Origin of the sequence: Butyrivibrio sp. VCD2006 (assembly GCF_000423925.1) — a bacterium.
GTDB lineage: Bacteria > Bacillota > Clostridia > Lachnospirales > Lachnospiraceae > Butyrivibrio.
The window spans coordinates 230060-250907 of sequence record NZ_AUIX01000001.1; the positions used below are offsets into that span (position 1 = coordinate 230060).

The following is a 20848-nucleotide window of genomic DNA, read 5'->3' on the forward strand; positions in this document are numbered from 1 at the left end:
CCTTGGCTATCTTAGCTCGTACATCCGCTCTCCCATAAAATACTCTCCGCATTTGCTGAGCTCTGAAAGTACAAGATTAAAATTTTTAAGATTGTCCATCCAGGTATCTATACTTAAGCCACGTGTCACCACAGGACAAACTATAATCTCTATGTCGCGAAGCTCTGACTGAAACGTCATAAGTGCCCGTCTTGCGTGAAAAGCCTGGCAGCATAGAATAATCCGCTTAATATTTTCCCCCTTTAGCTCTTTTTCGATAATCTCCCTTGAAAACTTGGCATTTTCAAAGGTATTTGTAGATTCCTCCTCCAGGATTATGCTATCCCTATCGACCCCTTCAGAAATCATGAGCTTTGATAAAAACTCAGCTTCCGTTTTACTATTTCCTCTGTCTCCGGAACTGGCTGAAAACTTATTAAACTCATCCTCGAGGGATTCGTATGTCATATAAAACTTTCCGGTGACCAGCACCTTTTTAGCGTATCCCTTCTTCCAAAGATATGCTCCGTGCTCCGCAAGCTCCTTCACCGGAGCCCCCGGGATAAGAATAAGGTCGGCCTCTCTGGGCTCATCGGAAACAAATATGAACCTTCCTATCTCATCGAAAGAAGCCGCATTCGCCGGTTTTATCTGATCATTACCTGTTTTATTTCCGCTATATAAATCCAATGATAATCACCCTTTGCATAATGATCTGCTATAAGACGACCATTTACAAAGTTTTCCTCCTTCATCAGCTGCTTGTATAAGACTTTACATGCAATTACATTATCCGCTTCATCAATGAAAGGAATGTCTTCAAAATAATTTACATGTAATCCAGCCTTTTCTATCTTATCCTCATCTCTGCCGGAAACGGTCCCAAGATATTTTTTCAGTCCTCTGTATTCCGAATGATTAAGGAACGAAAGGGAGAATTTCTTCTGCTTGTCGATAAACTCCTTCGTATATCTGCTCTCTCTGACATATACTATGGCACATGTCTTTTCCCAGACATAGACCAGTCCGCCCCAGGCTACAGTCATAGTATTTACCTTCTCTTCATCTCCGGCAGTAAGTAAAGCCCATGTTTCGCCACCAAAGCGAAAGGCTCCCTCCAGAATATCATCCAAGTTAACCGGTTGAAAAACATGTAAATCTGCCATAATAACGTCCTCCTGTCTGGGGTGCTCGTTGCAAGAGATTCCAGTTAGAAATCTCTCAGTTTATCTTCTTCCGTCAGCTCTGTGTTTTCGATTTTAAGTATTGTAATGTCATAGCTGTAGTCGCTATTTACTTCGATAGTGAGTCTGTCTCCCACCTTATGTCCCATAAGCTGTTTACCAAGCGGGGACTCTATGCTGATCAGTCCTTTTAGTGCATTTCCTCTCATGGTAGTAACAATCTTATATGTCGCCTCTGTTCCATCATCTTCCATACGAACAGTGACAGTTTTGTTCATTCCCACTTCGTCTTCTTTGCTTGAGTCATCTATTATCTCAGCTGTCTTGATCATTCTCTCCAAAAATCTTATTCTGCTTTCATTCTGATTCTTGGCTTTTTTAGCTGCATAGTATTCGAAATTCTCACTTAAGTCTCCCTGAGCTCTTGCTTCCTTTACATCCTCAAGGAGTTCCTTCCTGACAACGGCCTTGCGGTGCTCAATCTCCGCCTCCATGTCTTCGATATCTTTCTTTGTAAGTTGATTGTGCATTATTTTAGACCTTCCTTTTAAGCATATATACTAATTTTACACGATATAGTAGCAAAATGAAAATTAAGAAATCGTAAACTATTCCCCTCATCCGTCTGCTTCGCAGACACCTTCCCCCAGGGGGGAAGGCGCAAGATGGTTGGAAAGACAAAAAAAAGACCTGCAGTTTCCTGCAGGCCTTAATCTTTTTATATATTCGCTTTTATCAAGCCTTACCGTCAGAACCAAGAACGTTGATGATCTTGTCGTGAACGATTTCCTTAACATAAGCGCGGCCGTCGCCAAGATACTGACGAGGATCGAAGTGCTCAGGATGCTCAGCAAAGTGCTGACGGATACCTGCTGTCATACCAAGACGAAGATCGGAGTCGATGTTGATCTTGCAGACTGCACTCTTAGCTGCTGCACGAAGCTGCTCATCCGGAATTCCAATAGCATCCTTCATAGCGCCGCCGTTAGCATTGATGATTCCAACGAACTTCTGAGGAACTGCTGAAGAACCATGAAGAACGATCGGGAATCCAGGAAGTCTCTTAACAACTTCCTCAAGGATATCAAGACGAAGCTTGGGATCCTGGCCGGGCTTGAACTTGAATGCACCATGGCTTGTTCCGATAGCGATAGCCAGTGAATCAACGCCTGTACGCTTCATGAAGTCCTCAACCTGATCGGGATTTGTGTACTGTGCTGCATCATCAGCAACATTAACATCATCCTCAACACCTGAAAGAGTACCAAGCTCAGCCTCAACTGTGCAGCCCTTAGAATGAGCGTAGTCAGCAACCTTCTTAGAGAGCTCGATGTTCTCTTCGTAAGGCTTTGAAGAAGCATCGATCATAACAGATGTGAATCCGTTGTCGATACACTCCTTACAAATTTCGAAGCTTGCACCGTGATCAAGGTGAAGAGCGATCGGAATAGATGTAGACTCAGCAGCTGCCTTAACCATGTTTACAAGGTAAGGGAACTGTGCATACTTGATAGCGCCTGCAGAGCACTGAAGGATTACGGGGGACTTAAGCTCGTCACAAGCCTCTGTAATAGCCTGAATGAACTCCATGTTGTTGATATTGAATGCACCAACAGCATATCCACCATCGTATGCTTTTTTGAACATATCAGTCGTTGTAACTAATGGCATAATTTTTACCACCTTTCGTAAATATTGTTGACAAAACACTAGGAATATTATAGCTCAATTATTGCGATAAATACAATCATTATTTGCTGATAGAATGGCTTTTTCTAAAGGATTTTTATGTTACAATAAAGCGTAGAATTTCTTTTAGTAAAATTCTTTCTATAAAAAAATCCATTTTACCTGTTTGGAGGAAAAAAAGTGAATAAGAAAGCTTCACTGATCATAAAAACCCTGGTTTTTCTTGCAATACTGTTTACCTGTTTTTTCGGGGTAACTCTTCTTGTGGAACGCAAATCCAGTTTCAATAAAAATCAGGTATTTTTCGAGGAAGCAAAAAAGGATCATATAGATGCTTTTCTACTCGGTTCATCACATGTGATCAACGGCGTGAATCCGCTCCAGCTCTTTGAAGAGCACGGATATACTGCATATAATCTCGGAGGCTACGGAAGTGTTCTTTTATCAAGCTACTGGCAGATGATGCTGGCTCTCGATTACTGTACCCCGGATCTTGTAGTAGTTGATTCATATATGCTTGAAAACGACGTTCGCTACATAGATGATCCTAATGCCAACGTCAGCAGTGATGAGCTTCATTTGAACATCGACCGCTTTCCCTTAAGTAAAACCAAATACCATGCTATAAACGACATGTTCCAGAATCGCGATGAGAAATATCCATATTTTGCTGACTTCATTGTTTATCACGACAGATGGAAGGAGCTTGGCGCAGAGGATTTCAAACGTTTCACAAAGGATGCCGACGTAAACCGCATGATGGGCGCTGTTATGGAATACGGAACCCATTCAGCTGAATACAGCTACGTTGACTATGGCGCAGGATTTTTAGAGCAGGAAACTGTCGGAACTACCTATCTTCGAAGAATCATCGAAGAATGTCAGAGCAGAAATATACAGGTTGTAGTAGTAACTCTTCCTTTCCTTGCAATGTATGAAAATCAGGCAGCTGCTCACACGGCCACCCAGATTGCTGCGGAATATGGTGTTCCTTCACTTAATATGCTGGAGATTCCGGGTCTCATAGACATCAATACCGATATGGAGGATCCCGGGCATCTGAATGTCCTTGGATGTCAGAAGATTACAGCCTGCCTTGGCAATTTTATCGCTGAAAACTGTCCTCTCACCGATCACCGTGAGGATTCCGGATATGATAACTGGAACGGATACCTCGGAGATTTCAATGCTGAACTTGCTGCAAAATGCGAAGGAAATGATGATCTTTACACACAGCTTATGATGCTTCAGCTCAATAGCTCAGACAGAACCTACTCAGTCTCCATAAGAGGGGCATCATCAGTTTATGCCGACGCAACACTTTTAAGACAGCTCCACTCCCTTGGTGCTACCGAAAAGCTTGATCAGGCTGCTGCCGCAAAGTGCTCATACATGCTTATATCAGATCACGGTGTGATCACTGATTTTGCAGGAGATTCAGACCAGGAGTTTTACATAGACACAGCGGATGGTCTTTTCTCATACTCTCCCGCAAGTGACATCTATCGTGTTCTCTATATAAATGGAGATACCGAGAATAACTTCCTTTACTCTGATGATCACGCATATGCTGATGTACAGCTCCTTTTCTTCTCAAACGGTGTTTGTACCAACCATCAGTACTACACAAGCGATCACTTTACCTATGATTACGACCAGAGATAATTCCAAGCGGAGGATGATATGCAATTCGTTTCACTTAGCTTTTTACTGTTTTTGATAATAACTATATCTGTATACTTCATTATTCCTAAGAAAATCAGATACATATGGCTACTGATTGCCAGCTGGGTTTTCTACTACAAGCTCAGTCATAAACTCCTTATCCTGCTCATCGCTATTACTGTTATCACTTATATTGCAGGAATACTTCTTGATACCCCTGCCGATTCAGAAAAAAAGAAAAAGCCAGTTCTTATAGCAGGCATCGTGCTGCTTCTACTGACACTAGGCTATTTCAAATATACCGGCTTTCTTTTGGAAACAGTTAAGAGTCTCCAGAGCGCCATGGGCCTTGAGCCCCTAGAAATTGCAGCCAAGATAGCGCTTCCCATCGGTATTTCCTTTTACATCTTCCAGGCAATCGGATACCTCGCTGACTGCTATATGGGAAAAATTGAAGTCGAAAAGAACTACTTTAGACTTGCACTTTTCATATCATTCTTCCCGCAGGTTATGTCGGGTCCTATCGAAAGAGCAGGCAACATGCTCCCTCAGTTTAAAAAGCCTCAGAGCTTTTCTTATGAAAGTATGCGTGATGGCCTTCTCCTTATGATGTGGGGATATTTCCAGAAGATAATAATCGCCGACAGACTGGCAGTTCTGGTGGACCATATATATAAATCTTATGAAAACTACTCCGGAACTCTTTTGTTTCTGGCGACAGTTTTCTACACCCTTGAGATTTATACCGACTTCGCCGGCTATTCCAACATAGCCATAGGTTCAGCCAAGATAATGGGTATTGATATCATGCAAAACTTCAAACAGCCCTATCTGTCCCGTTCGATTCCCGAATTCTGGAGAAGATGGCATATATCGCTTTCATCATGGCTTAGAGATTACCTCTATATTCCACTTGGAGGAAACAGAAAGGGTTATGTGAGAAAGCTTATCAACATATGCATCGTCTTTGCCATAAGTGGATTGTGGCACGGAGCTGCATGGACCTTCGTTTTCTGGGGGCTCCTCCACGGACTGTATCAGGTAATAGGAATACTTACCAAGTCTCTTAGAGAAAGCCTTATCGAAAAGCTGAGCATTGATCCTCAGGGCTTCGCAATAAAATTGATCAACACAGTAGTTACATTTATGCTTGTGAACATCGGCTGGATTTTCTTCAGAGCGCCTTCCTTCAAGGCTGCAGGATATATCCTTAAAAACATGTGGAAGCTAAAGCCCTGGGTATTACTCGATGGTACACTTTTCAATTTAGGTCTTGCTGAAGCGGATATAAGACTTCTTGTTGTGGCACTACTCGTACTGACATTTGTTGATATCCTTAATTACAAGGGCATTTCCATCCGCAAAGTATTAACCGAGCAGACATTGTGGATACGCTGGATAGTATATGTTGCCGCATTCCTATTTATCGTGACCTGCGGCGTATGGGGCCCGGGTTACGATGCCGCTTCATTCATTTATTCATCATTCTAAAAATCTAAACGGTAACTTACCGCCAATAAAAAACCGCTGCCCTCGCAGCGGTTTTACTATTTCTTATTCCTACGTTTACCCATTATTCCAATAGCAATTAAAACAATCACAGATCCCAAAGTGATAAGCTCTGCTATCCTCCAATAAACAGGCTCTCTAAAGCGGATCTTTATTACTGAATCACAACCTGCAGGAAGTGTAATCCTAAGCTTATTGTTATCACCTGCAGATAGCCCATAGCTCATGCTTCCATCCGTCGCATAGTAGTAAGGGTATGCAAGAAGCGGAAGATCTGCAAAGCCCTCCTCAGAGGAGCTGTTCACAAGATGAAGTGAATATTCGCCCTTTTCCCTGTTTTCATCGTCGTAGGTAATCTCTTCCGTTGACGGAAGTACCGAAGCATACTGAAGTCTCTCAAGGTCGGTACCTGTCAGCATATACTGCCTGTCATCATCAAAGGATGTCCACTCATCTATACTTTCAATAGACACAATATTGGTCTGCTTTTCCAGGAAGGTATTGATATAACCACCACTCTGCCACAGGGTTAATGCAAGCAGAATAATGCTCATAGTATAGGCCGGCTTCTGCTTTCTCATTACTGCATATAATGTGCAGATAAGCATTGTAGCCGCTGTTAAATATCTTGCCGGATACTGGATGCTTCCAAGAAGCTTAAATAAGAACGGCACCTTACTATACAGGAAGTCATAAGGGAAGTAGCATGTGCTAAGTATGAGTGCAAATACAGAAAGCACCGTCAGCACTATCACCATAGCCTTTTCCCCAATAGCCCTTTTCTCCCTAATCAGAAATACTACTGAAATAATGCATATTAAGAGCATTGCCAGTCCCGGTGACTGCGGAAGCTCATCCACAGGCTCTGTTCCAAGCTCCATGATAGGTGCAAGAACATTATAGAAAGCGCCTCCAAGCTGTCTCCAGGTAATTCCAAAGGTCTGAATTGGCGTCTTTTCACCCGAGTTTATGAGCATCGGAGCGTTTTTGTAATAGTCCATAAGAGGCACTAGCTGTCCCAGATTAAAGATGAGCGTGCCGGCTGCTGCCCCGATAATACTCTTCCATCTTCCCTCAGAAAGCATTGTTTTAATGTCCACGATGACGAAAATAAAGATAAACAACGCTGCCATTACAACGCTGAGAAGATGTGTCACAAAAAGCCCTGTCATTCCAGCGCCAAGAAGAATAACTCCTCTGACCTTATTTTCATTTCTATGTATTCTGGCAAGTCCAAGGACAATAAGCGGCAGAAAAGCAAAAGCACTATATTCTCCCACAGCCTCTCTTGATAACAGATCCGTAAGTCTCCAGAAGGAGAACACGTACAAGAGCATACAGAGAGCCCCGGTAATTCTGTCTCCGGAAATGTATTTAAAGCACAGATAAGCGGTAAGGGCCGTAACAAGTTGTATTAGCACAAAATACCACATATATGCCATCCAGAGAGGCATCCCTAAGAGGTGCAAAACTGCCGGGATATACAAAAGGACATCTCCGTACATAACTCCTACAGGATATCCATAATTGTTGAACCAGTAGTGCTGCATTTTTACAGGGAATTCTCCGAACTTAAGACCTTCTGTAATTCCTGCTATTCTTCTCAAATGGAAAGGAAGATCATGTCCAAAGGGGATACCTTTTATCTTTGAAGTCTCATCCTCTGAAGGAACATATGTGGAAGGTTCTCCGCACCAAACAATGCTTGAGCCGTCAAATTTCATAATCTGATTACAGCCTATCTCGTACAAGGTCTCGATAGCCTCAGGATTACCGTCAAATACAAGGTAAACATAGTCAGGGCTAAGTTCCTCCGGCATATTGAAAAGATATCTACCGTAAAAAGATGTATCCCCCATATTAAACTCATAAGGAGAAAGCTTTGATCCAAGCAAGTAATAAATATAAGGCGGAATATATGGCTGATTATTATGTATCACAACCACCTGTCTGTCAGCAAAGAACTCATCCTCTGAGAGCACCTTTATAGGCTCATCAAGCGGCTTTTGGAAAAGATAAAGGTTATCGGAATAGCTTCCCAGATATTTAGTGAAAAACGCTCCGCCAAATGCAAGGAATACTGCCCCAAGCACGGCTCCTGCTGCCACATAAACCTTCTTATTCTTTGAAAACAACAGAAGAAACGCATCCATTCCAAAAGCAGCAAAAAAGGCTAATGTAAAGAATATGCCATTCATCTTGTTAACATTGGGTCCGTCTCCTCCAAGCATAGAACCTACAAGGAGTTCTGACAGGAACCATACAAGCGGCAAAAGCGCGAAGCTTAGCTCTTTCTCTTTAGCTGACTTGCCAATCGTAATAAACGTGCGAATAAGCCCGACAGCGATAAACGGAATTGTTATATAATACATCGTTCCAAAAGCAGGAATGCTGTTATAATCCAGGCTGTCGTAGAGGAAAATACTCTTAAGCGCATTAGTAAGTCCCGACAATGTAGGAGCCATTATCTCTCCGCCGCGATAAAAAGTAAGTGCAGGCATTGTGATAATCCCAAACACTATGGATTCACTTCCTGTGATATTTACATACTGAGTTACAAGAAGAGGAAGTGCCAGTATTCCAAGCGGAACAACAAAGCAAACCACTCTAAGTACATTCAGTTTTCTTGAAAAAAGCAGAATCAGGAAAAATACCATCAGAAAGATTGGCATGATGGCATAACAGATTGCATAGGTATAAAGAGATACTCCGGCAAAAACACCAACAAGGGCGTAATCTCCTGCTTTTCCGGAACTGACTGCTCTCATGAGACCATACAAAAACAAAGTGGTCATACCAAGCATCAGGTTGCAATCGAGACCGAATCTAGCACTCATTACAAAGGCAGGACATATTGCATAAAGAATCGGATAGATATATGCTGCAGCAGAATCCTCTCCGCATACTCTTTTTACAATCTCTTCACCAGCAAACAATGTTATAAGTGAAAACAAAACTCCGGGAAGTCTTATTGCGATTATGTTAAGCCCCAGGAATTTTATAAACAAGGCTGCCACATATGCATAGAGTGCGCTCTGCCCCCCTCCGAAATTTATCAGGTATACCGGAAAAGAAATGAGATTCCTATCCACCCCGTAATTTGCAAGACAATATGCGTCATAAGCCATTCCGGCCTCATCCACATGGAGTCCTGCAGGGGATGATTTAAGAAAAATAAGCCTTGAGCATATTGCAATTATGTAAATGATAAGAAAATACAATTTCCCTTTATCAGCGCTTTTGTTTTCAGATAGCATTCTTTTTCTTCTCCGTGATCGTAAATATTATTAGGCAAACGATACCAAGCATTGACAGAAGTATCCCTGGCAAAAGTCCCGGTGTGTGATACTTAAGCTCTATACTATGCGTTCCGGCATTTATAGGAGTTCCAAGGAACATAATATTGGCTTTTTCAGGTACCCTCTTATCTCCATCCACATATATGCTCCATCCCTTATCGTAGGGGATGTTCAGCACAAGATAGGAATCCTCTTTTGCTGTGATAGTTCCTGTAATCTCATTTGTCATAAGCGATAAGCTGTTACGGTGAAGGTCATTGTCTGCCATTGTTTCTGCCGCAAGTCCTGCTGATCTCTCAGCGTAACTTGCCATAGGCTGACAGATAACCTTTATAGCGTCAAATTGATATTTGCCCTTCGCTGTAAAGGTGATCTTAATGCGACTTCTTCCCTCATCGCTATAACCCATATTCACCAGATAGTTATGCCATCCACTGTAAAACTGGCTGTAAGGAGTCTTATAGAAAACTGTTTTCGTAACCTGCCTGTTTTCAGGCGTATCTGTCGAAACAATGATATTTACCGCATCATACTTTGTCTCGCACTGAAGATTTTCAAAATAAAGATATGTCTCACAGCCCGGTACACCTTCAAAAGATAGCGTTACTTCAGCGTTGTCCTTCTTTGCCTTAAAATATCCATCCTTTACCTTGACCTTATTTGTATCTATGATTTCATAAGGAACCTCAATATCGGAATAGTAATATTCATCATCTACATTGAGCTCAGGTATCTCACAGTCTGTACTTATATTCTCTCTAACCGCACCGTATAAAAGCGCCTGCTGCCTCTTCACAGATGAAAGTCTGTCATAATCCTCTCTGGAAATAACCTGGTTCTGCGTATATCCAAAAGCAGGCACATTTGTGCCGGAGTATATTCCGAAGTTAAACCACTCTGAATAAGGTGCATAGCCATATGGCACATAGCTCTGCTCCTGCTCGTTATTGTATCTGAGTGAATAGTACTTTACGCCCGCAAGAGTAAGCGGTATTGTTCTGTCATCAAGACCAAAGAACTGGAAGTTAGCCATCTCATTAACAGCCATGGATTCCAAAAAATCCGAAACTAATCCATTAGCCAGACTCCAGTAAAACTGTGTTGAAGGAATACTGTAGGGGAGCGACGCATTAAATGTAAGATTTCGACCCGTGTAGCTGTAATATTTATCGTAGCCTTCCTCCACAGTCTCAGATAAAGCTCTGAGTTCTGTGTTCATAACAAGCTCATCGTATTCTACAGGTGACATTTTATCCACATAGCCACTTGGAAGATTACCTGCCATAGGGGCATTTGCTGCATATCCGTTCTGAACTATTCCCAATAAAACAAGCACGAAGATAATGCCTCTTCTTACGTTTCCGGGAATCTTTTTTATAAGAACTACTAACAGCAAAACCAAAAGCAATGCTAGCTGCGGATACATCAGCGTTGAGCCCTTGCATACAATAACAACTACTGCTGAATAAGCAGCACACAAGGCTGCTAATATAACAGAGCTTAAAATACTAAGTTCTTCACTTCTCTCACAAAGCAAAACCACAAGATAGGACAGAAGCAGACAATATGCAAAACTCCAACGGTTAATGGTATATGAAAAGCCTGTCATCACATAACCGCAGACAGGGAAAAGTAACATAAGTGTCATTAAAACAGACAATATTCTAAGTCTGATTACTTCGCCCTTATTCTTGTCTCCTGCCTTAAAAAAGATAAACAAAAGCGCCGGAAGTGCGATAAATGTAAAACCAATTACCGTGTCATATGAAGGGAAATACTTATATGAAATAAGGCTTCCCATAAGTTCCTTGTAATAATCGATTGCATATAATGCCGGAACCCCGTGTGAACCAAGTCCTGCTCTTGGATTTGATAAAAATGCAATGATAACAGGAAGAAGAATGGGCATGGCTACAAGAGTTCCAATAATTCCCATCACCATAAATCTTCCAACAAGCAAAAGGCGATCCTTTAAATCCTTTACCTCATCAGATGTGAAAACATAAAGAAGTCCATAGACTATGGTCATTAGCACCAGCATGTAGAAGAAATAGAAGTTGCTGACTGCAGAAAATACAACCGCAAGCACAAAGGGCAGCGTTTTTTTCTTTTTAACATATGTCTGAACCCCATAAACAAGAAGCGGAAGGCAGATCATCGGCTGAACAAACTGTGGGTTCCACATTCCGATGAACATAACAATTCCGCAGAATGAATATGAAATAGCACCTGAAAGCCGTGACAGCAGACCAAATCTCTCTCTGCCTCCGGTTAATAGTAAAAAGGATAATCCGGCCAGATATGGACGGAGTAAGATCAAAAACTGAAAATAATAATACACATATTTTGATGGTAAGAATGCCATGGGGAGATTAAGAGGATCTCCCACGGCATAATATTGCATGGAGGTCAGAAAATCTGCTCCATAACCTATTCCGAGATCATAGCTCTGAATATCAATACGGTGCTCTGCGAGAAATCTGTGTGCCACTCCCCGCAGAAATCTACCGTACTTAGAAAGCGCATTTATATGCTGCTCAAATGCATCCGTGGCATTGATCATTGACTTTCCGCTGTAATAAAACCATCCCCATACCAGTGCAGCCATGACAATATAGATGACCGTAAAGGAAAAGAACACTGTCTTTTTAGAATGATCATATGACTTCTTCATTGATATTTATTACCTCGGATTCATATTTTTTCAGCATATTATAAAATATCACATACGGAATACATTCGTTGACCAGAATGCTTCCTCGTTTACTGCAGTAATTCTGTTGTATTGCAGAACCACAGCTGAGCCGGGTCCGTATACCCTGACAAGCTTGCCATTCTTTACACTATAGCTTAAGGGCTCTGTTCTAAAGCCTTTGTTGTTACTCTCCATCACCCTTATAAGTCTGGCCTCATCAGGAATTCCCATAGGCGCAAGACCTATTTCACCGACAGCGGCATAATCGTTTGTATTAATAACGACTATCGTTGCACTGATTCTGTTGAATCTTCCAAAAGCAAGAATACCGCTACCCGCGTCAAGTCTGACAAGTGAACCTGTCTTTAATTCAACGCTTGTCTTGTGAATGCGAATCATTTCCTTATGGAATCTGAGCATTTCCTGATCCTCAAGACCCCATGGATATGTTCTTCTGTTATCAGGATCGGTAAATCCGCACATACCGGCTTCATCGCCGTAATAAATAGTCGGTGCTCCGGGCCAGGTCATCTGGATAACAACAGCCTGTCTCATAACAGCCCGGTTAACGCCCTCTTCTGCTGCCCTATGACCTCTTGTGCCGCATCTTCCGACCACATGATTGGTTCTTGTCAAAAATCTTGAATGGTCATGATTGGATAATTCATTCATGGCTACAAGTGAAGACTGCTGAACAAAATTGTCAACTCCACAGCCATACATCCAGTCCCAGAATCTGTTCACATCACCAATCATTTCCGGATGAAACTCATCGCTGTGCTTCTCCATTCCGGTGAGGAAATAAGTCACGGGTTCCATGAATGCGTCGTAGTTCATGATGCTGTCCCACTCATCTCCAAGAAGCCAGTCATGCGAGCTTCCATAATTCTCTGCCAAAATAAGTGCGTGAGGGTTTGCTTCCTTTACAGCCTTTCTGAATTTCTTCCAGAAACTATGGTTATACTCTCTTGAATGTCCAAGGTCAGCTGCAACGTCAAGTCTCCATCCATCAGCACTAAAAGGTGGAGAAACCCACTTTTTGCCTATTTCAATTATGTAATTCTCAAGGTTTTTACTGCCTTCGTAATTAAGCTTTGGCAATGTATCAAAGCCCCACCAGCCTTCATAATTGTTGTTATAAGGCCAGTCTCCGCCATAAAATCCAAAGTAATCATGATAAGGACTATCCTTAGATACATATGCTCCCTTCTGATATCCGGGCGCATTTTCATAGATACATTCCTTATCCATCCACTTGTTAAAGGAACCGCAGTGATTAAATACTCCATCGAGGATAACTCTTATTCCGCGTTGATGAGCTTCTGATATGAGTTTTGCAAAAAGCTCATCGGAAGCCTCAAGGTTCTTTAAATTTGTTACCCTGTCTATGTATCTTGTGGCATTTTTATTGACGCCACCCTCTTTAAGCAGCTCTCCTTTATCGGAAATAATCCTACCGATGTGAGGATCTATATGATCATAATCCTGCGTATCGTATTTATGGCAGGAAGGTGATACAAACAGCGGATTAAAGTATATAACTTCAACTCCGAGATCTTGCAGATAATCAAGCTTTTCAATAACACCCTGAAGGTCTCCGCCATAGAACTCTCTGATGTTCCCATGGGGATCAGGGTACTTTTTCCAGTCGGTAACCTGAACACTTCTGGCTCCGACATATGTATATTCACCTGAAAGTACATCGTTATCAGGATCCCCGTTCCTAAACCTGTCGACAAAGATCTGGTACATTATCGCACCCTTTGCCCAATCAGGTGTGTAGTAATTGGGAATCATTCTAAATCTAAATCTGTCAGGAACTACATTACCGGCCCCCCTCTGGTCGTAATATATAGTCTCTCCCTGACCCTCTATCCGGAAGTAGTAGTAAACGATTCCGCCACCCTTGGGAACCTTTCCCTTAACCAGATAGTAATCGAAGCCGTCCTCTGAACTATGCTTCTTCATTTCTATTTCTCTTGACTCAACTTCACTTTTGAAGACAAGATAAATCCTGACATTTTCATCCTGCCCGCATCTAAAATATACAAACACTAAATTGCCGGGCTTTGGCTGAGTTGGCTGATGATAATCCAACGTCATGTCATGGAACAATTTGTCCCGCCTAATCATAAAAATCTCCTTAAACGAAAAAGAATTTCGCAAGCGAAATCCTTTTTAATCCCATGGATCCTTCCATAAGACAACAAAAAAGACAGCTTAGGGTTGCTGTCTTTTTTAGAGAAGGTATTTCTTTCTTATGGGTATAGCAAAAAACTTTAATGTATTGGGGGTTACAAGAGTATATTAGCACCACCCTATAGATGGGTAAATACTCACGTTTCACAAATTTACTAAAACCCCGTGTTCATTTTTGTTATTTTTGCACAAACTTAAACCTTTTCGGCCAGTGCTGCTACGTCTTCCCTAAAAGAAACAGCCGGATGGAGCGTGAACAGAGCTTCAAACTCGCCACGTCCGATTTTTTCTTTTTGAATTAAAAGCTCTGCGCTTGAATGAAGGATGTCCTCGTAAGATCTGAGGATTTCCTTAGCCTTCGCATAGCACAGATCGATGATATCCTTAACCTGCTTATCGATCTCGCCGGCCATGAGTTCGGAATTTCTCTTGTTATGCTGGATGTCGTAGCCAATGAAAACATCCTCTTCCTGCTCATTGTAATTGATGATACCGATTTTCTTGGACATACCATATACGGTAACCATCTTTCTGGCTTCGCTTGTAGCCTTCTGGATATCGCTTGATGCTCCTGTAGTGATATCACCAAAGATGATCTCCTCGGCTATTCTTCCCCCAAGAACAACCATTATTTCCTGAAGCATCTTTCCTTTTGTAAGGAACATTTCATCCTTTTCAGGCAGAGGCATGGTATAACCTGCTGCGCCCATACCTGTAGGAATAACTGATACTGTATAAACCGGACCTACATCCGGAAGCACGTGATAGAGAATAGCATGTCCTGCTTCATGATAAGCAGTTATCTTCTTTTCCTTGTCGGAAATAATATGACTATGCTTCTCTGTACCGATGCCAACCTGTACAAATGCCTTCTGAATATCTGTCTGTCTGATAAATGCTCTGTTGTCCATAGCTGCATTTATTGCAGATTCATTTAACAGATTCTCAAGATCAGCACCTGTAAAGCCTGCTGTTGTCTGAGCAATGCTCTCAAGATCAACATCATCTCCCAGCGGCTTATTTCTGGCATGTACTTTAAGTATCTCCTCTCGTCCTCTTACATCGGGACGAGCAACCGTAATCTTTCTGTCAAAACGTCCGGGACGAAGGATCGCCGGATCAAGAATATCAACACGGTTCGTTGCAGCCATAACGATTATGCCTTCATTTACACCGAATCCATCCATCTCAACAAGGAGCTGATTCAGTGTCTGCTCACGCTCGTCATGTCCGCCGCCCATACCAGTTCCGCGGCGTCTTGCAACAGCATCTATCTCATCGATAAAAATAATACAGGGCGAATTCTTTTTTGCATCAGCAAACAGGTCACGTACACGTGAAGCTCCGACACCGACAAACATTTCAACGAAATCAGAACCCGAAATGCTAAAGAACGGAACGCCTGCTTCACCTGCTACCGCTCTTGCAAGCAGTGTCTTACCTGTACCGGGAGCACCCTCTAAAAGTACACCCTTGGGAATTCTTGCTCCGACCTTAGTGAATTTCGCAGAATCCTTAAGAAATTCAATAATCTCAGCAAGTTGTTCCTTTTCCTCAACAAGACCTGCTACATCCGTAAGCTTGATTTTGTTGTCATCACCGGTTGACAATCTGGCCCTGCTCTTACCGAAATTCATCATTCGGCTGTTACCGGACGATTGCCCCTGAGCATTGTTCATCATCACAAATAAAAACGTGATGACGAAAAGACCTACAAGAATAGGAATAATACTGCTTATCAGCAGATTTTCCCCCGGAACATCCCGCACTATCGGATCAACTCCGTGTTCTGCAAGAATGTTCTCTGTCCTGGAAGTATCAAGCGAATACAATACCTTTTCGGAATTATCCACAAGTGTAATCTTTGCTACGCCGGTAGGTGTCGCTTCATTAGGTATAATTTCCGCAGATATTACCTTGCCGTCCTGCAGATCCTGTACCAATCTTTTTTCGGTGTAGGCTGTATCTGACGACTGAATCCTGCCCTTGCCATACTCAAGAAAAGCGAGTGCCAAAAGCAGAACCACAATCAATCCAAAATAAAAACTAAAGCCCCTATTTTTATTCACTGTTTATCCCCTTTAATCGAACTCTACAACTCCTATGTAAGGAAGGTTACGATATCTCTGGTCATAATCAAGACCATATCCCACAACAAACTCATCAGGAATCTCAAATCCTGTATAATCTACATGCACATCCATAACACGTCTCTCAGGCTTATCAAGGAGTGTGCAAAGTCTTATGCTGGCAGGACCTCTGTCACCAAGCATCTTAAGAAGATAGCTGAGTGTTCTTCCTGAATCCACAATATCCTCAACTACAATTACTTCCTTGTCTGTAAGAGGCTCATCAAGATCCTTGACAATCTTAACAACACCACTTGATTTTGTAGATGAGCCATAGCTTGAAGCAGACATAAAGTCCATTGTTACCGGAACTGTGATTCTCTTAGCAAGCTCACACATAAAGAATGTACCGCCCTTAAGAACACATACCAGATGTACAGTTTTGCCGGCGTAATCCTTGCTTATCTGTTCGCCGATCTCCTGTATCCTCTTGTCTACTTCCTCCTCAGATAGTAATACTCTAACTGATTCTGCCATAATTACCTCTTTTCCGGGAGCGCTCATGCACTCCTTATTACTTAATCATTTTGTTACCGCAACTTCCAAAACCTTTTTCGTATCCTCATCAAGCCTGTAAGCGTCACCCATACGATGATCGGGAACCCATAAAACATTGTCTCCCTCAGCAAGTACGTACAACGCATCCCTCTTATCAACGGGGATTTTCTCATCTATCATGAATTTCTTGAGTTTTTTATTACCATTTCCAATTGAAATGATATCACCGATCTTTCTGGTGCGAAATTGCAGACTATTCTTTATTTTATCATAATTCAGCCATTTCGTATATTCTCCGCAAGGTATTTTGAGATCACTTTCATAGGAAAATAGCCTAAGCTTTACATTGCCAAGTCCCGGAACCTGCAGCTTTACAGCTTCTCCCTTAGAAAGCTTTGCCATATCTACCAAAACAGCTTCATTATCGCCCATGACAGCTTTTTCAAAGCTAAGCTTCAATCGGTCATATATCCTAAGCGCTTTTATTCCATATGGCAGATCCATTTTTTCAGAGCCATCATGTCGTAGCGTCAGTTCTGCAAGTTCCCTTATATGCACAGCCTGAAAATCCTTAACATGAGGGTATAAAAGATGGATTCCGTTTGTAATAAGTCTCTCGCGGATGATATCGGGCTGCTTTGCCAAAACATTGCAATCAAGAACAACTTCATCCTTCATGCTCTCAATAAGCCAGCCTTGTACCTTGCCGGCCTGTTCGTCGATAAAATCATCTATTCTGGCCAAATACTCGGCTGCCTCTGCGACATGCCTGTCAGCCTTTTGATTTATCTGTTCTTTCGCTACCGGGATTATGTTATGCCTGATTCTGTTCCTGGTATAGTCATCCGTAAAGTTGCTGCTGTCATTACAGTACTTAAAACCATTTTCTCCAAGAAATTCTTCAATTTCCGATCTCTGAGTATGAAGAAGCGGCCTGATAAGCATAAAGCCGTCTCTTTCACCCTTCGCTCTTATTCCGGAAAGCCCCTTTATCCTGCTGCCTCTGAACAGGTTGTGAAGAACAGTCTCTGCCTGATCGCCAAGATTATGAGCAGTTGCTATCTTGACCGGCTTGCCGCTTTTCCTTGCCAGTTCGCCTGCTATCGCACAAAAGGCTTTATATCTTTCATTGCGACCTGCCTCTTCCTCTGACATTTCAGCTTTTCGGGTAATACGAGGAATATCAATGTCTCTCCTGTAAAAAGGCACTTCATATTCTCCGCACAATTTCTCAACAAACTGCGCCTCACCCTCCGCAGCCTCTCTTATCATGTGGTTAATGTGGACCACCGCAAGTTCAAAATCTCTCTCCTCACGGAGCTGTCTAAGCACATGAAAAAGGCAGACAGAGTCGGCTCCTCCGGACACACCTGCAAGAACCACATCACCGTCTGCGATAAGATTTTCATCTTCTATGAACTTTTTCACTATGTCTTTAATTTCCTGAGCTCTCATCCTTGAAAATTATCTCTCCGGGATATACAAGCCCCAGCTTTTCCTTTGCAATTTTTTCTATATACTTTCTTGTAGTTGTATATGTCTCAAATTCTGCTATTTCTTCGCTACGCTCTTCCTCTGCTGCTATCTGAGCCTGCAAAGAACTAATCCTGTTCTGATACTGGTCTCTCTTCTGCACAAGGCTAAAGCTCCTTACCAGAACGACGATAAGCAACAATGCAACGGCAACAGTAGCCATTATCATACCATATGTATTTTGTACATTTCCTCTTTTATATCTAGCCTTAGCTGCCATTTACAAACTCCTCCTCCGAAACAAAAATGTTATCGTTATTTCGGAGATAACCCCTCAAGTATATTTTATTACTCACAAAAAGTGCTGTCAATCCACGCTTATCATATATAACGGTAAAGCGATGATACATCCTCTTTATGGATGGTCTCTTTTACATCAAGAACCTCTACCTTTACATCCTTATTGCCAAAGCTGATGGCTATGATATCGCCTGCCTTCACATCAGTACTTGCCTTGGCAACTCTGTCATTTATCATTACTCTTCCCGCATCGCAGGCTTCATTTGCAACAGTTCTTCTTTTAATCAGCCTGGTTACTTTTAAATATTTATCTAATCTCACGGTTGTCCTCCACTTACTTCCTCAGATCCGGTGTCATCACCTGTACCTTCGGAACTATTTCCTGTATCCCCTGCATTACCATTATCACCGGTATTGCTATTATCGCTTGTGTCCCCGGCATCACTATTATCTCCGGTGTTTCCTGTGTCGCCGGTATTACCGGAATCACCCGCATTACCGTTATCTCCGGTATTGCCTGAATCACCGGTATTGTTGCTGCCGCTGTTATCAGAATCCCCACTTTGAGACTCATCAGGCTTCTTCACTTCAACAAGCTCAGGGAATGTATACGTTACATTCGACTTCTCTTTGTCTATATAAATTGTATAGCTCTTTGTTTCATACCCATTTTTCTGCAGAGTCACCATATGCTGACCCGAAGTTTTTGCAAAGCTTACCGGCATGATTCCCACATAATTGCCATCCAGATATGCCTCTGCACCTATAGGCGCATCAAAGGTTACCTTATAGCCGCTTACCAGATTCTTATCCGTTCCGGAATTTCCATCAGAGGTGCTGCTCGTCGAAGAAGCATCCGATCCTTTATTTCCTGTACTTCCGGAGGATGAACTATCCGAAGGTGCCTTTGTTGCTGCAGCACCGGGATCTACAGATGCCGTCTTACTTGCTGACGCATCTGCTGAGGTGCTCTTAGCAGATGAACTGGTCCAAGGAGATCTGCTTGATGCTGTATTTGATGCATTTTCACTACTCCAAAAAGTACTTGCACTTGAAGCTGTTGAACCTGTGTCATCAGATGAGTACGAAGAAGAATAATCCGGATAATAATCAGTGGAGTAATCTGATGAATAGTCAGTAGCATATTCAGTCGAAGCATCCCCGGAAGAAACCTCTCCCTCCTCAGAGGAGTTAGTACCTTCCTTAGCCACAAGATCGATAAACAGCGTTGCATCTTTCTGTGCAACCTTAAGAATATGGTCCTGAGGCTCATAGCCTTCCGCCATTACATGAAGCTTGTGCTTACCATAGGTATAGCTGTGAGGCACTTCGTTAAGGACCTCTTGTCCATCAACAAAAACCCTGGCATCACTGGGAGTCACAATAAAGGTTACATTACCCTCCTTTATTCTTTCTACCTCAGCAACGCTCGTATCAATAACAGTCTCTTCATTTCTGTTAACAACTATCTCTGATGAAAACTTGGCACCATTACCATTGATGCTTACATTGTAGCTACCCTCAGGCGCACTTATCAGCATATTGGGCGTTATCTTGCGTATAACTTCTTTATCAAGCTCGATCCAGGCACCCACAAGACTTCTGTCATTGACAGTATCGGAAGACAGACTTACATATCCATGTCCCCTCGTTACCACAATGCTGTATATCTCTTTATCCATGCCACTAACTCTGAGCGTATCCGTAGCAAGGATATCCTCGGGATTCATTGACTGCCCCTCTGAAACTATCAGGGTTTTGGGCGTAATATGAAAAACTGTGCCATTGATCTTTGCAGTCTCATCTCCTCTGACAAGATCAAAATCCACTACATCCGTCTCCACCCACGCTTCACTAGATATCACAAGGGAGTTAAGGTGTTTCGTCCCCTTTAAAAACGTAATATCCACAACCTGTCCAACCTCAAGAAGAGATGCAGACATAGGTCTTCCGTGAATATCATAGATCAAAGTGGTGTTGTCGTAGCTAAGTGTATAATTTTTTCCAACATCATGATTTCTGAACTGAATAGTCCTGGAATAAGTATTTATCTGCTTAACAGATGCCGTATCCGCTGAATCATATTTACCAAGGAGAGAGACTCTGACCTTGTTCTCTTCAATAACCACATCCTCAGCAGCGTATGCATACATAGGCTGCAAGGATGCAAGAACAAGTGCAAACAGCAATATGAAAAAATTTCTTATGTTCTTTTTCATAAGCTTCCCC

At 42.3% G+C, this 20848-nt stretch carries 15 protein-coding genes; 2 read left to right on the top strand and 13 right to left on the bottom strand.

The features are described 5' to 3' along the window. Positions 1-6: 6 nt before the first annotated feature. The 4 genes from G586_RS0101030 to fba form a co-directional block, all read right to left on the bottom strand. The gene (locus G586_RS0101030) at positions 7-669 is read right to left on the bottom strand and encodes a YdcF family protein (RefSeq protein WP_051204345.1); all 663 of its coding nucleotides are present in this window, start codon (positions 667-669) and stop codon (positions 7-9) included. Beyond that, entirely contained in the window at positions 627-1145 is a 519-nt protein-coding gene (locus tag G586_RS0101035; protein WP_051204346.1) for a flavin reductase, read from the bottom strand. Before G586_RS0101035 ends, G586_RS0101030 begins: the two co-directional genes overlap by 43 nt. A gap of 44 nt (positions 1146-1189) precedes the next feature. Then, positions 1190-1693: a transcription elongation factor GreA gene (greA, locus tag G586_RS0101040; RefSeq protein ID WP_026526195.1), complete on the bottom strand. Its 504-nt coding sequence runs from the start codon at positions 1691-1693 to the stop codon at positions 1190-1192. Between the two features lie 205 nt (positions 1694-1898). After that, positions 1899-2834, bottom strand: a complete 936-nt coding sequence (gene fba / locus G586_RS0101045) for a class II fructose-1,6-bisphosphate aldolase (protein WP_026526196.1) — start codon at positions 2832-2834, stop codon at positions 1899-1901. A gap of 198 nt (positions 2835-3032) precedes the next feature. On the opposite strand from fba, the gene G586_RS0101050 reads away from it, so the two are divergent. Together G586_RS0101050 and G586_RS0101055 are read left to right on the top strand one after the other, a co-directional pair. Next, complete coding sequence (locus tag G586_RS0101050) at positions 3033-4517, top strand: hypothetical protein (protein ID WP_026526197.1); 1485 nt, start codon at positions 3033-3035, stop codon at positions 4515-4517. 18 nt (positions 4518-4535) lie between these two features. Next, positions 4536-6008: an MBOAT family O-acyltransferase gene (locus G586_RS0101055; RefSeq protein WP_026526198.1), complete on the top strand. Its 1473-nt coding sequence runs from the start codon at positions 4536-4538 to the stop codon at positions 6006-6008. A gap of 56 nt (positions 6009-6064) precedes the next feature. On the opposite strand, the gene G586_RS0101060 is transcribed toward G586_RS0101055, so the two are convergent. The 9 genes from G586_RS0101060 to G586_RS24430 form a co-directional block, all read right to left on the bottom strand. Next, positions 6065-9283, bottom strand: coding sequence for a glycosyltransferase family 39 protein (locus tag G586_RS0101060; RefSeq protein WP_026526199.1), 3219 nt, complete (start codon positions 9281-9283; stop codon positions 6065-6067). Continuing rightward, entirely contained in the window at positions 9273-11999 is a 2727-nt protein-coding gene (locus G586_RS0101065; RefSeq protein ID WP_026526200.1) for a YfhO family protein, read from the bottom strand. Before G586_RS0101065 ends, G586_RS0101060 begins: the two co-directional genes overlap by 11 nt. Positions 12000-12047: 48 nt before the next feature. Beyond that, positions 12048-14153, bottom strand: coding sequence for a glycoside hydrolase family 13 protein (locus G586_RS0101070; protein ID WP_051204347.1), 2106 nt, complete (start codon positions 14151-14153; stop codon positions 12048-12050). 260 nt (positions 14154-14413) lie between these two features. Further along, positions 14414-16288, bottom strand: a complete 1875-nt coding sequence (gene ftsH / locus G586_RS21270) for an ATP-dependent zinc metalloprotease FtsH (protein WP_051204349.1) — start codon at positions 16286-16288, stop codon at positions 14414-14416. Positions 16289-16300: 12 nt separating this feature from the next. Beyond that, positions 16301-16825, bottom strand: coding sequence for a hypoxanthine phosphoribosyltransferase (hpt, locus tag G586_RS0101080; protein WP_026526202.1), 525 nt, complete (start codon positions 16823-16825; stop codon positions 16301-16303). A 45-nt stretch (positions 16826-16870) separates the two neighbouring features. Then, a complete protein-coding gene (gene tilS, locus G586_RS0101085; protein ID WP_026526203.1) occupies positions 16871-18301 on the bottom strand; it encodes a tRNA lysidine(34) synthetase TilS in 1431 nt (476 codons plus the stop codon). Next, the gene (locus G586_RS0101090) at positions 18282-18599 is read right to left on the bottom strand and encodes a septum formation initiator family protein (protein ID WP_026526204.1); all 318 of its coding nucleotides are present in this window, start codon (positions 18597-18599) and stop codon (positions 18282-18284) included. Before G586_RS0101090 ends, tilS begins: the two co-directional genes overlap by 20 nt. Positions 18600-18700: 101 nt before the next feature. Next, positions 18701-18940 carry an RNA-binding S4 domain-containing protein gene (locus tag G586_RS0101095; protein ID WP_022761750.1) on the bottom strand — a complete coding sequence of 80 codons (240 nt, stop codon included), beginning with the start codon at positions 18938-18940 and terminating at the stop codon, positions 18701-18703. Further along, positions 18937-20838: a PEGA domain-containing protein gene (locus tag G586_RS24430; RefSeq protein ID WP_051204350.1), complete on the bottom strand. Its 1902-nt coding sequence runs from the start codon at positions 20836-20838 to the stop codon at positions 18937-18939. Before G586_RS24430 ends, G586_RS0101095 begins: the two co-directional genes overlap by 4 nt. Positions 20839-20848 lie beyond the last annotated feature (10 nt).